This is a genomic window from Aquimarina mycalae, from assembly GCF_029906345.1.
In the GTDB taxonomy this organism is placed as follows: domain Bacteria; phylum Bacteroidota; class Bacteroidia; order Flavobacteriales; family Flavobacteriaceae; genus Aquimarina.
Map to the genome: position 1 here is coordinate 153,837 of NZ_JARYGY010000005.1, position 15,160 is coordinate 168,996.

Here is a 15,160-nt window from a genome sequence, read left to right on the forward strand (position 1 = left end):
CGGGTTTACCGTAAAAATTCAAGTGTTTATATATCAATTATTTACGATTTTAAAATTTTAACATTTTTTTTCGATATAAGACACAATAGTTTCGATGAAACTACGTTTTTGCATACAATAAAACCCAAATAAATTACCAAACTAAATTAATTACCAAACTAAATTAATTACCAAACATGAAAGTATTACCCTACTACTGCTTGTTTTTCATTTTGACTGTTTGTTTTACATCATGCAGCACTGAAAATATTGACCAAATTGATCCTGATGGGATTGAAAATCCAGATAATGATCCTGATCCAGATGGAGAAGAGGATGAAGAGGTTGTGACTACAGATACTCCTTGCGACTTTGATCTTTCTGGGATCGCTGCGAATTCTACAGTGAACATAAATTGTATTTTAGATCTAAAAGGAGAAACAATTAATCTTCCTGCCAATGTGAATTTTGATTTTGATGGAGGAGATATCAAAAACGGTACACTAGTATTCTCTAGTGGATATATTGATGGAAGAATTTTAAACTCGGATTTAACTATACAAGGTAATGCTACTCTTAAAGAACCTACTTTTAAGTTTACACCTGCTAGATGGGATAATATTCAACAAGGAACTACAACTTCAGAAATAGCTCAGAAAAATAATACGGAACTAGAAAACCTAATGCTTTTTATTAAAGGAATGGGTGGAACAACGTTTGAAATTAACAATTTTGATGCTTATTTTGAAGTAAGTAAGGTAACCAGTACTACTACAAACCAAAACTTTTATCCTACAGTAGAATCTATTAATGTGCCTTCGGATTTTACTCTAAGCATGACCGATAATACTCATTTAAGAGTATTCCCAAATTCACGTAAAAACTATTGTTTACTAGGTATTAGAGAGGTTAGCAATGTAATTGTACGAGGTGGTAATCTTCATGGAGATCGTCCTCAGCACGATGATAATAGTCAAGAAGGACCTCATGCATTTGGTATGGTACTCATTATTCACGGAGCAACAAATGTTACTGTTACTGGAGTACGAATGGTAGATGGAACGGGTGATGGACTTGATATAAATGGAGTAGGTTTCACTTTTCAACCAGACTATAAACCATCACATAATATAAGAGTCCTAGACTGTGTATTTGACAATAACAGAAGAAACAACCTTTCGATTACTGATGGTTATGATATCTTAGTTGATGGTAACACTTTCTTGAATGCAGGAGTTGATAATCCTGGTTCTATTGGTATGGCTCCTGGTTTTGCATTAGATGTAGAAGCATTTAGAGGTCTGGAAAATGGAGAATTCATCTACTATGAAAGAGCTTATGACATCACCATTAGTAATAATATAGAAAGAGGAAGTAAATATGGTGCTTTTATTATGGCAATTGGTGAAGATGTTATTATAGAAAACAATCAAACAGAAGGTGTTATAGGAATTGGTGCAGCATCAGGTATTAAAATTAGAGGGAACACTATAGTTGCTGATCCTAATGATACAACTGGGGCTGGTATTACAACTGGACATCCTGCTTCTGAAACAACTTTCAATAATGAAGTATCAAATAATACGGTAAGAGGTTATAACATTGGTATTGCTGCATATCAAAGAGATACTGAGATTTTCGGGAATACTCTGGAAGATTTTGGTGTAGGTATACAACCTAAAGATATCAAAAACTTTAATATCTACGATAATACTTTTACGAGTTCGAAGGATAACAGTATTGCGATTTTCGGAAACCTAACTACAATGGAAAATGTAAACATCTATAACAACAATGTAGTGAGCGTTGGTCGTGAAAGTGTTAAGTTTGTTGCTGTAAATGAAGATGCAAGTGCTGCAAACTATAAAGTAACTGTAGAAAATAATGATTTCGCCAATTCTGGAACGTTTAGTCGTTCTAATGGAATTGACTTTATGAGAAATAGAACTAAAGAAGGAATCATATTTGTAAATGCTAAAAACATGACTGCTTCAGAAAACACCATCGAATCTACTGGACAAGATGGGATTATTATTGGAGAAGGATGTAGCGATTTAAGTATTCTATCAAATAACATCACTGTGATAGGAAATAATTTAGATTGTATCGATCAACAATCTGGAGGAACAAATATTAATGTCACTAACAATACCTGTAATAATTAATTCTTATATACGATATAGTTAAAAAAATCCCGAGTAATGTACTCGGGATTTTTTTTATTATTTACTTTCTAATAGTATAGGAGTTAATAAATTGGCCAGTACTCTATTTCCTTTAGCATTTAAATGGCCATTGGCCACAAAATAATTACTTAGTTCGTCTGGGAAATTAATTACTTTAAAGTTTATCCTGGAAGAAGTATTGGTATACTCCTCTATTCTATTCACCTGAATTCTTCCTAAGTTATTAATAACTATAATATCGATCACCGTATCAAAGTTTTCCTTGTCTATTTGATCAATCAACCAGTCCAATTTACTTTTATCAAAATCAACTACTTTAGTTTTTACCTTAGCTGTTCCATAGTATTTGAATGTGGTATATATTTTAGAAATCAATAAACTTTTAGAAAAACGTTTTACTTTATCTTTTAGTGACAATTTTCCTGTAAAACTAGAATATGCAGCTTTATGAAAAACGATAGTATCTCCTTTTCTATATGGATAGTTTCGCTCTTTATCATTATCTGGAGATCTCTTATCAATATTTACTACTTCTCCTGGAGTTAGGATGATGACATTTCTAGAGAAGTTCATTTTTTTATTTTTTAAAAGCTCCCTTAATAACACCACACTCTGTATAGGGGTCCAAACTCCTCCTGAACCAGCATTATTGATTGTAATATTATTATTTTTCTCTAATACTTCAGAAAATCTATCTTCTGCATCTACTCCAAAACCTTCTACAAAGGAATTTCCTGTGATCAAGGTTCCGTCATCCGTAAATTCTTGATCTCTAAATCCAAGAGAATTTGTGTGATATAAAATTCCTCCCCAAGAATAGTTTACTATTTGTTTTGTGTTTTTTTGTCTTGTTACTCCATAAGAGTTTTCCATATCATAATACAATGGAGGATCATTAAACCCTGTTATTGGCAACACCGCGTCTACTCCATTACTCACAAATCCAACAACTAGATTTAATAATTCTAAAAGAACTAGGCCAACTATAATTTTTTTTAAATACTTCATCTTAAAACTGGAAATAAATGAATTCAGATTGCACTTCTCTATTAAGACAACCTAGAATAGTTAATATGAGTAATAACCAAACTACAATATGTAGTTTACGTTCCTTATATCTAAAGTAATCTAACACCAATAATATCAATACAAGAATCCAGTCAAACAGAATCACGAAACTAGATGCATCAAGCTTTATTGAGTTTATATTGCTTAGGTAATTAAATGCATCAGAGATAGAATTAGCTCTAAAAAATACCCAAGCTACAGTAACCACAAAAAAAGTAAATAACACCTGCCCGATATCTTTAGCATAAAAGAACCAACTTTTTGTTACAGAATTTTCTTCAAGGTGTCTTCTATTAGTGCCTAATACAAAAGAAGGTATAAATAATAATGCATGGATTCCTCCCCATACAATAAAAGTCCAATTAGCTCCGTGCCAAAAACCACTTACTAAAAATATAGCAAAAACATTTCTAATCCCCTTTAGTTTACCCACCTTAGAACCTCCTAACGGAATATAAAGATAATCTCTAAACCATGTAGAAAGTGAAATGTGCCATTTTCTCCAAAATTCGCCTATACTTCTGGAGAAATAAGGAAATTTAAAATTTGTCATTAGATCAAACCCAAATAATCTTGCGGTTCCTATAGCGATATCAGAATATCCACTAAAATCACAGTAAATCTGAAAGGCAAAAAAAACAGCTCCAGTAATTAAAGTTCCTCCTGAAAAATCTCCATAATTATTAAATATATCATTTACAACAGGTGCTAATGAATCCGCTATCACTACTTTTTTAAACATTCCCCAAACAATCAACTCTACTCCTTTTATAGCTTGAGTTTTATCGAATGTTCGTTTTCTTAACATCTGTGGTAATAAATTTGATGCTCTTTCAATTGGACCAGCGACAAGCTGCGGAAAAAATGAAACAAAAGCCGCAAATGCTACAAAATCCTTGGTAGGTTTAAGTTGGTTTCTATAAATATCAATTGAATAGGACATTGTTTGAAATGTATAAAAACTAATTCCAACTGGTAAAATAACCTGTAATGTCCAAGTGTTCTCTAAAGTATAACCCATCGAAGATAGTAGATCAACCCAAGATTCAATAAAAAAATTATAGTACTTAAAAAAGCCTAGTAAACCCAAGTTGAACAGTGCACTAGTCCATAACCATCTTTTCCGTACTGATGTATTTTTAGATCTATCTATAGAAAGGCCTATAAAATAATCCACTACTGTACTTAAAGCAATTAATGACAAAAATCTATAATCCCACCAACCATAAAACACATAACTGGCAACTAACACCAAAAAGTTCTGAAGCTTTAGTTTTTTGTATGTTACAAACCAATATAACACAAAAACCAAGGGTAAGAATAAGAAAAATTCTAAAGAGTTAAACAGCATAAAACAATGATAATTTAGAATTCATAAATAAAAATGTATATCTCATAGCTATCCTTTAAAAAGATTTGTGTATTAATTTGTATCACTAATTAAACCCTTTGTTTTTATAGTATCAGTCAAACGTTTTGTAAACATATTAGCTCCTTTATTATTTAGATGAGTCACATCATGAAATAACAAATGATTAAATTTAAAAGGTTCAGAATTATAGAAATCGATAAAAGGAATGTTTTCTTCTTTCGCAATTTCTTTCATCATAATCATGGATGCATTCTGAGAATAGTCTACTTCATTTAAAGATGGAGAAGTAACCATCGCCAATTTTACCTGGTGTTTTTTTGCATTTTCGATAAACTCTTTAAAAGCGTTCAAAAAATTCTCATCGATTTCTTCTATATAGTCATCTCCTTTCTCATTTTTACCATATATATTATCTTCAGAAGGTTTCATTGTTCCTGATAAAGGACGATATCCTTGATAATCTAATTGTGGAGATGCATAATATCTAATGGCATGAATCAGTGTTGAGTTTGTTTGATATGCTTTAAAAAATAATTTAAAATCTATAAACTTAGACTGTAATCCTAATATAGGTCTTAATTCGTCTTTATTATCTGAATAGTATGGATGTAAATCACTTAATCTATCATAAGCAGCTGGTGATTTGTAAAGGAAATTTCCATCGATATTAAGAATGATTAACGCTGGAGTAGTACGTTTAAGAATCATTTTCTGCATAGCAGTATGATATAATAATTGCTGTCCTTCTGCTCCTACATTGTAAGCAGTATTCTGTAAGTTTTTTTCAAAAACTTCTGGAATATAATGTCTATGCGCATGAGAACTACCAAAAACCAATATATCCGTTTCTACTTCATTAATCGCATACGATGATCTTGCATATTTACCTGTTTCTTGACTAAAAAACAATTCTTTTGATACCGTTCCGAATACTAAATCTGCTATCAACAAGATGCCAACAAATTTAATACACTTTATACCTAATACTTTATATTCTTTTTTAATCATGATTTAAAACTGAAAATAAATAAATTGACTTTCACCAAAGACACCTACATATAAAATCAAAAAAACTATGATCGCATACCCAATAAGCCTTACGAACTCGTTTTTATTCTTTGATATAGAAAAAAGAGCATTAAAATATTCTTTTTTTGCTTCTATCAAAAATAACATCCCTATTGCCAGTGTCGCATATATTGGAGCAGTAATATCATCACCCATACCTATATATATATTTCCAGGATTGGTGAATATTTCCTTAACGATATACAAAGCATTCTCTACGCTACTTGCTCTGAAAAATATCCAGGCAAAATTGATCAGTACAAATGTTAAAAACACATTTAAAATTCCTTTTCTCTTTTTCGTAAACAAAAGCACTTCTAAAATTAAGTAGATTCCGTTTAAAGCTCCCCAGACCACAAAAGTCCAATTAGCTCCGTGCCATAATCCACTAATCAAAAAGGTAATAAAAAGGTTTATAAGCCATCTTGATTTACCAACTCGATTTCCTCCAAGTGGTATGTATACATAATCCCTAAACCAAGTAGATAAAGATATATGCCATCGGGTCCAAAATTCGCTAACAGAAGCTGCAAAATACGGACGTCGGAAATTAGTCATAAGATTAAATCCAAAAAGCTTAGCAGTACCAATAGCTATTAATGAATAACCTGCAAAATCTCCATATATCTGAAAAGCGAATAAAACAGTGGCCATGATAAAACTAAGTCCATCATGATTTTCTACATTATTATACACTGCATCTACGTAAATCCCTGCTCTATCAGCTACAACGATTTTTAGAAAGAATCCCCATATCATCAATTTTATTCCATACGAGATCGTGGTATATGTAAATTTTCTATTTTCTAAAAACTGAGGAACAAGATTGGATGCCCTTTCTATAGGCCCAGCAACTAATTGTGGAAAAAAGGAAACGAAAGCAGCAAAGGCAATAAAATCCTTTGTTGGAGTAATTTTTTTTCTATAAATATCTATGGAATATGATAAAGTCTGAAATGTGTAAAACGAAATTCCTACTGGCAATATGACTTTTAATGTCCACGAACTTTCGGCTGCATAGCCAAATGAACCTAACATATTAACCCAAGAATCTACGAAAAAGTTATAATATTTAAAGAATCCTAAAAGCCCAATATTAAACACCACACTTACCCATATCCATTGTTTCTGAGTAGATTTATTAGTAGATGTATACACCTTCTGCCCGATAAAATAATCCACAATCGTACTTAATGCGATCAATGACAAAAAGCGATAATCCCACCAACCATAAAACACGTAACTACTTATTAATAGTAGTAGGTTCTGTAGTTTCAGACTTTTATATACCACAAACCAATACAGTATAAATACTATTGGAATGAAGAGAAAAAAATCTATCGAATTAAAAAGCATAAATCATAATTATTTTAATGTGCTTTGATATAGATCTATATGTAATTTATAGATCTTTTTAATATCATATTTACTCTTAACCAATTCAAAAAGGTTTTCGCCTTTTTGCAATGCCAATTTATAATCTTTTAATACTGAAATCATTGCTGTATGAAAATTATCCAGTTCAGACACATAGGCATTATCATTATTTAAAAAATCTGGAATACTTCCTACGGGAGTTGAGACAACTGGTAGTTTAGATGCTCCAGCTTCTATGATTGAAACTGGCATTCCTTCCCAAAGCGATGGGATAATTAAACAATTCGCTTCTTTCAAAAAACCTGAAACATTCTTCTGGAATCCAAATAATTTAATATTAGCGGTAACACCATTTTGCTCAATTGCAGTTTCTAAATTTTCTCTTAAACCTCCATCACCAACAACATTAATTATGAAATCAACATAATTCTGCGCCTTCAGACGTTGAATCAGATCTACTAAAAACAATGGATTCTTAGGCTCTGTAAGTCTCCCCAAAAACAAGAATACAAAAGGTTTATTTGTATCCTCTTTTAACAGCTTAGTATTTCTTTTAAATTTATCCAGATCTACTCCATTAGGTATAACAGTGCTATTCTTTAAATACCATTTTCTAGAGTTGTTACTAAAAATGATATCTTTCTTTCTAAAGATTTTTGTTGTCCAAAAAAACAGTTTTCGATACAATTGCTTCACACTATTGGTATGTAACGTAAAAACTATAGGAACATTTCTAAAAAATAATTTATACAGAAATCCTATCGCAAACCCATGAAACATATGACAATGAAAAACAGTGTCCTTATGTGTTTTATGAATTTGTTTTAAATATTTTAACCCAAGAAATAAGCTCTTTATAGAGGTTATATTAAGAAAATGACATTCTATTCCTTTTTCCTCGAATTTATGGAGAATTTGTTTTCTTTCGGAAACGGAAACTACCACAGTCTTATCAGCAGTATTATTGCTTTGACTAGCTAATTCCAGTACCATATGCTCAGCACCGCCACCACTTAATCCCGTTATTACATGTAAAATTGTCAAATTGGTCAATCTATTTTTATAGGTTACAACTCTTTTGTTCAATTCAATTAAAATTCGAGTTCAAAATTTCTTTTTACAGCATCAAACTTACCATTAGCGCCTACAGGTATATCTTCAATAATATTTATTTGATACTCTGTTTCTTCTCCTAATCGTTCTTTTAGGTTTTTTAACAATGTAAGTTCTACGCTATCATTATAATCTTCATCAATCACCATATTCAGCACTATTTCTTTCGGGTTCTCTTGAATAATCTGACTCTTTTTAATCCCAGTTAATCCCTTAAAAGCTGTATCCATTCTACCTACATATCCTTTTTCTTCTGTCCACAAAATATCATCTTCTCTACCTATAATTCTTTCAATAATTGGCATCTCGCAACCACAATTACAAGCAGCGCTACTTTCATCATTAAGCATTACAGTATCTCCGATATCATATCGTATCAAAGGTGTTCTATAGTTAATAAAACTAGTAACTACTAATTTTGCTATATCACCAGGAACCGCTTTTTTTCCATCTGTATTAAAAAATTCAAAAACACCCGAATCTATATTTAAATGTAAATTCCCTTCAACACATTCTGTAATAAATGGACTTCCTTCATTAGATGCGTATTGATTATACACGTTACATTGAAAAGCTTTTTCTATTTCTTCTCTCTGATAATCGTACAACGTTTCTGCTGTAACAGCAATAGCTTTAGGTACAAAGTTCAACTTCAGGCTATGCTTATTAATATACTTACTCATGATATAAAGTGCAGAGGGATATCCGTCTATAAGTACGGGTTTAAATCGGTTCAGTTTTTTTATATATGCTCCTAAATTATTCTCTGTTAAATGGTATGTAGACATCAATAACTGATCATCAAAATAGTTATACATCCAAAATGGAGGTTTTTTCGTTATTGGATCTACAATCAACTTTCCAGACAAACGAACCTGTCTGTTTTTAGGACCTAAACCTATTGCATAGTGAAACCTTTTCCAGAACGCAAAAGATATATTGATAGATGCTAGATCAACGTGGTCAATCATCGGTGTACCACTTGTTCCACTTGTATGACCAACCATAGCGGTTTCTCTACTTTTATTTAAAATACGTTCGAATTCTGTTCGCCTTTCTATCTTTTTTAAAATCGGCATTCTTTTGAGCACTGCATAAGGATCATTATCTATATCGCTAGCTGTAATACCGATATCTTTCATCACTGTTTGATACCAATCAGAATATTCGTATACCTCTATTAATAAACCTCTTAATCTATCCTCTTGATAATCTTCCAAAACATCAATCTTTGCATCCCATTGACCTTTGAATGTATTGTAATACTTATAAAAATCTTTATTAAAACGTTCTTTTACATTCATATATCCTTTGATGTTTAATAGAATAAACTTCAAAGGGTATGGTACCAAACCATATATTTTTTCTTTAATTCCTCCCATATTAATTGGTATCACATGTTAAATAAAATTCCTGCGTTTTTTTAGCATTATCAATTATATCATAGGCTCCTTGTACTATTAAATGTTTAGTATCCTTCTTTGTTATATTCTGTGCCGCATCTATTTTCTTTGCCCAAAATTCTGGCGATTCTTGTAAAGAAATAAACTCTATTAAATTTGTCAAACGTACTTCTTCAGTAATTGTATCTGAAGCAAAAACCTGAAGTCCTGCCGCTTGGGCTTCAATTAAAGTTACTGGTAATCCTTCATATAAGGATGGAAAAACGAAAACATCCATCACCTGAAACAATGCAGGTACATCTGATCGCACTCCTAAAAATTCAATCTTATCTGCGATCAAAAGTTTTCTAGCTTCTTGTTCTATTGTGCTCCTAAAATGCCCATCACCTATAAGTAGTAATCTACTTTTAGGTTTTAATTCAACAAGCGATGCAAATATTTTTAATAGAAAAGAATGATTTTTTTGACTGTCAAACCTCCCGACATGACCAATTACGAGTTCTTTGTCTATATTAAATTCTTTTTTATAAGTATTTGCTATTTCTGGATCATATCTAAACGCATCCGTATCAATAGCATTGTTCATTGTTTGGAATGTACTATTAGTACCAAACAACCATTTTCCTGCTTTATCACCACAAGAAAAATAATGCGTTGGATATTTATGTATTTTTTTTCTTAACTGAAGCTTAATAATTTGCTTTACAACATCTTTCAGGCTTTCTTTTTGTCTAAGAACAGATGCAAGATTTAGTGTATCCATAGCAATATGAGCATGGGCGATTCTCACAGGAATATTAAACTCCTTTGCAATCTTTAATGGAAAACAACTAAATGTATTGAGATGTGCATGTACAATATTATATTCTGGGTGGTTCTTAAAAAACGCTCTCAGTTCGTTATAATAACTAGTTGGTGCCAATGGATTAATAGGGTTAAATCTATAAATTTTCCCACCTAATTTTTCAATTTCATCATCAAAAACAGCTTTTTCTGTTCGATGCACCAAAAAATCAAACTGAACTTTATTTCTATCAATTTTTCTATAATAGTTCATGATCATGGATTCTGATCCTCCACGATTCATAATTGTAAAAACTTGTAGTACTCTAGTTATTGACATTAGAATTCTCCCCTTGTTTTAATTCTGATATATATATTCAACAATATTCCAAACGGAATTGCAAATAGTGTTGTTATTTTTTTTGGGGATTCTGCTAAGAATGATGCATTTTTTGTAAACATTGCACTGGACACATAATGAATAGCATTCTTAAATTTTTCTTTGAAACTACCCGCTAACTGCATTCTACTTTTTCTTGAAAAGGCAAACCCATTAGGATGCCTTCTATATTGTTTTAGTATATTCATACTGGATCCATCTTCCAAATATTCCACTATACAAAAAACTTCGTTTACAGAAAGTAACTTATAGTCCTGATCTATCAGTTGATATAAATACCCTAACGGCACAAAACGTTCTCCTTCAAAAATTGGATAAGATGGATATTTCTTTACTATTTCTGTTCTTAATACTAGTTTTTTATCACCTATAACCTTGTGTTTATGATATATATCGGTTAAGGTTGTTTCTTTTAGATCATCAGGCATTTTAGAACCAATAATAGCACCGTTTCTATCTGCATCCAACCCAACTAAACCAGCTAAATCAGATCTGTCTTTTATAGTTTCCCAAGTATTGAGTATTTTCTCAATAGCATCATCTGGCATAAAATCGTCACTATCAATACAAACATTTAATAAGGTGTCAATAATACGATAAGCAGCATTATGTCCTCCGTGCATCCCCAAATTTTCTTGAAAATGATATTTAATAGCAATTTTATCTTCGGCAATCCAAGATTGTACTAATTTTTTAGTATCATCTGTAGATCCATCATCAATAATAAGCCATAAAAAATCCTGATTGGTTTGACGTATCAAGCTTTGATAACACTGATCTAAGCAGTAAGCTCTGTTATATGTAGGTGTAAATACTGTAATAGTCTTCATAAATAATTATTAAAGAGTTAGCCCCAAAAAAAGTAATACATAAAATAGGTAAATGAAAAATAGACCAGCATCACTTTACCAATCATAAAATGTTGATCTTTAAAAAATTGTTGTTTCAGAAAAGGATAAATAATAATGATTGCCATCATAAACCAAGATAGGTAAGCGAACCTATTGGAGTAATTAGCATTAATTACTAAAATCCAAAAACCGTTACAAACAAGATATGTATTCAAAAGCTGATAATACATGGCATCTTTGAATTTCCTTTTAAAAACAAAATACCATCCTGCAAATACAGCAAAAGCACTATGAAACAAAAAATCCCAACGAAATCCTGTACTCGAAAATGTTCCAGCTGCTGCTTCAGAAGTTAGATAGCCCGCAAGTCTATCATCATCACCAAAGCCCAAATTAGCAAAAAGAGATATCCATACACTACCGAGTGCCAGAGATAACGGAATACATGCTAACCATACCTTAAAATAAACTTTTGGATTATTATAAAAATAAGTCATTATAAATGCCATAATGGGCAATAAAGCTGTCTTATGAAATAAACTAGCCAATAAAAAGAATGCTCCCATAACCACTTTATTTTTACGATAACTAACGCCCCATAAAAACAGTGAACAAGCGGCTCCATTTCTCATTCCATTTACACCATAGGTCCAGAAAGAGAAAGAAACAATAAACATAAAAAAGGCATAATACCAATATTCTTTAAAAAAGTCTTTTGAGATTTTATACATCGGAAAAATGTATATAAATGCACATATAGAAAAGAATGTATGGATTGTAGAAATACTAGACATTGCTCTCATAAACACATGCCATCCATAATCATTTGCCGTTAAAATAGGAGCTCCATGACTATACTCCATAAAGGTTCTATAATAGTTCATGGTGTCTCCAAAACGGCTACTTATTGGTCTTTGTCCGATATATAAGATTATAGCAAAAAGTAAAAAATATCCAGTACCATTGATAAAAACCACATTCTTATGCTCATTAATATCTAAAATACGAGTATGCAATAGCGTAAATAGTACCATAAAAAAGCACGTATTGATATACAGTGGATAATATAAATCTATCGGTACAAAATCGATCATAGTACTCTTTTACTATTATTGATTACTTTTTTACAATTACACTTTTACTTTAATATTCCAACTAAACTTGTGAATATAGTCTATTGAATATTTTCTTTATTTTTTTCCTGAAAAATTAAATCACATAAATTCTTGGTAAACTCTTTACCTGAAAATTTATCTATATGATGTCCATCATAGGTCTCATATATTTTTTCTTTCTTATTAAAATCGAAATAAGGAACGTTATGAGTTTTTGAAATAGAATTCACAAGCGCATCAAAACCTGGATAATATTTTTCTTCGTATCCTAAAAACTCCTTACTTATCGGCATTCTTATTAAATAAACATTACCATGCTTTTCTAGTTCTTGAATCAACGTATTTAAGCTCTTAATTCTAACATCTGACAAGGGATACTTTTCTCTATCTCTTAAAAAAAGATCAATTTGTCCTTTTTTCCAATCGGCAAAAATCTCAGGATTGGTAGGTAAGTTTGACTCTTCTAACCAACCATCTTTATGTACGGTAGAGCTTTTTCTGAACATTGCTTTAAAATGAAAAAAGGATAGATTTTTAACCAAATACTCATAATTAGGATTTACATCTACAAAATTCATGTTATGAGGAGGTTGTCCATCTTCTCTAAATTCATTTTTTTTGTTATCATAATCTATATGAGAGGTTAACATTTCTGGAGTAATTGAAATAATGAAAATGCCGTTATCAGCAGTATCATCCAATTTTTTCAGAATACTCTCATTATATAACGGTCCTATTATCGCTTGAGCAATAGTAAAACTATAATTAAGCATAGGAATATCATATCCCTTTCCTTCGAAATATTCATTCATAACACTTGGCTGAATTCCTTGAAAGCTTCTAGAATCACCAATGATCATCGATTTTGCTTTGGGAGTAGTGAATTTTTCATAAAAATAATCCACATTCCCTCCATAACTCATCAATACAAATGTGAGTATGGATAAACATATAATACTAAAAAGGCCAAGTTTTAAAATTAGTACTCTCATAGCTATTTAAAATTGAAAGTATATAAATGTTTCTGAACTTCTTCCAAAAAATAATATCAACAAAAAGACAGCTATATATGCAAACCATCTAAGGTACACATTATAATTACCTATCTCAAAATCATGCTTCTTTTCGCGATTGCCCCATTCTATCATAACAAAAAGACCAACTAATCCCATTGTAGTTAATGCAGTTGTTGTAAAAATAACAGCTGGAAAATCTAATATACTCTTCGAGAAAATTCGATTAAAATAATCAAATGCATGAGTAACACTATCTGCTCTAAAAAACACATCGGTTAGCATAATTAAAACAAACAAGGTTAACATCTTGAATACTTCTTTTATCGAAGGTAATACTCTTCCTTTTGCTACAATCTCTGAAGAATTCATCTTACCAGAATATACCAAAGGAATAAAGTAAATCCCATGTAGCAATCCATATACCACAAAAGTCCAATTAGCTCCATGCCAAAACCCTACAAGTACAAAGGTGGCGATAATGGAGATCACTAACCCCTTTTTCTGGTGTCTACGTAATGTAAATGACAATGGTGTAAACACATAATCCATCATCCAAGTGGTTAACGAAATATGCCACTTTCTCCAAAAGTCACTGATATTTGTTGAGAAAAACGGAGTTGCAAAATTACGCATCAGCTGTATCCCAAAAAGTTTAGAAACACCTATCGCCATATTCGAATACCCAGAAAAATCGGCATACAACTGTATTGCATAAAAGAAAGTACCTAAAAATAATACACTTCCTGATTGATCTTCATAATTGTTGAAAATCGGATTGGCGATGGCTGCACAGTTTTCTGCTATTACAATTTTAGCAAATAAACCCCACAAAATTTGTCTCAATCCATCAACAAAAACAGCATATGTAAGCGTTTTCTTCTCTTGAATTTGAGGAATAAAACTTGCAGCTCTTTCTATAGGACCAGATAATATTTTTGGGAAAAAAGTAACAAACACAGAAAATTCAAGAAGATTATTACTTGGTTCAATTTCCTCATTAAATACATCTACTAAATACCCTAGCGTTTGGAATGTAAAAAAACTAATACCTAGAGGTAATAGAATATGCAATGTGCTATAATCGGATGCAACACCAAAAACATTAAGAATATCATAGAATCCTTCATAGAAAAAATTAAAATATTTAAAATATAATAACAATCCTACATTAAAGATCAATCCGATATATAAGAAAATGCTTTTCTTTCTATCTTCTGGAACACTATATATCTTGCGCCCTAAAAAATAATTAATCAGTGTACTACCAAGTAATAACAGCAAAAAACGCCAATCAGCCCAAGCATAAAAGAACAAACTAGAAGCTAATAACAGTATATTCTGAGTTACACTAGATTTCTTAAAAAGTAACCAGTACAGCAATAGTACAGGAACTATAAAAGCAATAAAATCAAATGAATTAAAAACCACG

At 31.2% G+C, this 15,160-nt stretch carries 12 protein-coding genes; 1 reads left to right on the plus strand and 11 read right to left on the minus strand.

The annotated features are described in order from the left end of the window. Positions 1-176 precede the first annotated feature (176 nt). Positions 177-2,144, plus strand: coding sequence for a NosD domain-containing protein (locus QBK95_RS13065; RefSeq protein ID WP_280934447.1), 1,968 nt, complete (start codon positions 177-179; stop codon positions 2,142-2,144). 57 nt (positions 2,145-2,201) lie between these two features. On the opposite strand, the gene QBK95_RS13070 is transcribed toward QBK95_RS13065, so the two are convergent. The 11 genes from QBK95_RS13070 to QBK95_RS13120 form a co-directional block, all read right to left on the minus strand. Beyond that, complete coding sequence (locus QBK95_RS13070) at positions 2,202-3,173, minus strand: hypothetical protein (RefSeq protein ID WP_280934449.1); 972 nt, start codon at positions 3,171-3,173, stop codon at positions 2,202-2,204. A 1-nt stretch (position 3,174) separates the two neighbouring features. Beyond that, entirely contained in the window at positions 3,175-4,584 is a 1,410-nt protein-coding gene (locus QBK95_RS13075) for an MBOAT family O-acyltransferase (RefSeq protein ID WP_280934451.1), read from the minus strand. 72 nt (positions 4,585-4,656) lie between these two features. Continuing rightward, on the minus strand, positions 4,657-5,613 hold the full coding sequence (locus tag QBK95_RS13080; RefSeq protein ID WP_280934454.1) for an SGNH/GDSL hydrolase family protein: 957 nt from the start codon (positions 5,611-5,613) through the stop codon (positions 4,657-4,659). A 3-nt stretch (positions 5,614-5,616) separates the two neighbouring features. After that, complete coding sequence (locus QBK95_RS13085; RefSeq protein ID WP_280934457.1) at positions 5,617-7,029, minus strand: MBOAT family O-acyltransferase; 1,413 nt, start codon at positions 7,027-7,029, stop codon at positions 5,617-5,619. A 9-nt stretch (positions 7,030-7,038) separates the two neighbouring features. After that, positions 7,039-8,094 carry a glycosyltransferase gene (locus tag QBK95_RS13090; protein WP_280934459.1) on the minus strand — a complete coding sequence of 352 codons (1,056 nt, stop codon included), beginning with the start codon at positions 8,092-8,094 and terminating at the stop codon, positions 7,039-7,041. A 47-nt stretch (positions 8,095-8,141) separates the two neighbouring features. Further along, positions 8,142-9,545, minus strand: coding sequence for a phenylacetate--CoA ligase family protein (locus QBK95_RS13095; RefSeq protein ID WP_280934460.1), 1,404 nt, complete (start codon positions 9,543-9,545; stop codon positions 8,142-8,144). A 1-nt stretch (position 9,546) separates the two neighbouring features. Next, on the minus strand, positions 9,547-10,689 hold the full coding sequence (locus QBK95_RS13100) for a glycosyltransferase family 1 protein (RefSeq protein ID WP_280934462.1): 1,143 nt from the start codon (positions 10,687-10,689) through the stop codon (positions 9,547-9,549). Further along, positions 10,689-11,579, minus strand: a complete 891-nt coding sequence (locus QBK95_RS13105) for a glycosyltransferase family 2 protein (RefSeq protein ID WP_280934463.1) — start codon at positions 11,577-11,579, stop codon at positions 10,689-10,691. Before QBK95_RS13105 ends, QBK95_RS13100 begins: the two co-directional genes overlap by 1 nt. Before the next feature lie 17 nt (positions 11,580-11,596). Further along, a complete protein-coding gene (locus QBK95_RS13110) occupies positions 11,597-12,634 on the minus strand; it encodes an EpsG family protein (RefSeq protein WP_280934465.1) in 1,038 nt (345 codons plus the stop codon). A gap of 140 nt (positions 12,635-12,774) precedes the next feature. Next, a complete protein-coding gene (locus tag QBK95_RS13115) occupies positions 12,775-13,707 on the minus strand; it encodes a hypothetical protein (RefSeq protein ID WP_280934467.1) in 933 nt (310 codons plus the stop codon). Between the two features lie 6 nt (positions 13,708-13,713). Next, complete coding sequence (locus QBK95_RS13120) at positions 13,714-15,159, minus strand: MBOAT family O-acyltransferase (protein ID WP_280934469.1); 1,446 nt, start codon at positions 15,157-15,159, stop codon at positions 13,714-13,716. Position 15,160: the final 1 nt, after the last annotated feature.

Coding starts and splice junctions, on each gene's coding strand:
- QBK95_RS13065 (WP_280934447.1), top strand. CDS start 177: ATGAAAGTATTACCCTACTACTGCTTGTTTTTCATTTTGACTGTTTGT.
- QBK95_RS13070 (WP_280934449.1), bottom strand. CDS start 3,173: ATGAAGTATTTAAAAAAAATTATAGTTGGCCTAGTTCTTTTAGAATTA.
- QBK95_RS13075 (WP_280934451.1), bottom strand. CDS start 4,584: ATGCTGTTTAACTCTTTAGAATTTTTCTTATTCTTACCCTTGGTTTTT.
- QBK95_RS13080 (WP_280934454.1), bottom strand. CDS start 5,613: ATGATTAAAAAAGAATATAAAGTATTAGGTATAAAGTGTATTAAATTT.
- QBK95_RS13085 (WP_280934457.1), bottom strand. CDS start 7,029: ATGCTTTTTAATTCGATAGATTTTTTTCTCTTCATTCCAATAGTATTT.
- QBK95_RS13095 (WP_280934460.1), bottom strand. CDS start 9,545: ATGGGAGGAATTAAAGAAAAAATATATGGTTTGGTACCATACCCTTTG.
- QBK95_RS13100 (WP_280934462.1), bottom strand. CDS start 10,689: ATGTCAATAACTAGAGTACTACAAGTTTTTACAATTATGAATCGTGGA.
- QBK95_RS13105 (WP_280934463.1), bottom strand. CDS start 11,579: ATGAAGACTATTACAGTATTTACACCTACATATAACAGAGCTTACTGC.
- QBK95_RS13110 (WP_280934465.1), bottom strand. CDS start 12,634: ATGGTACTATTTACGCTATTGCATACTCGTATTTTAGATATTAATGAG.
- QBK95_RS13115 (WP_280934467.1), bottom strand. CDS start 13,707: ATGAGAGTACTAATTTTAAAACTTGGCCTTTTTAGTATTATATGTTTA.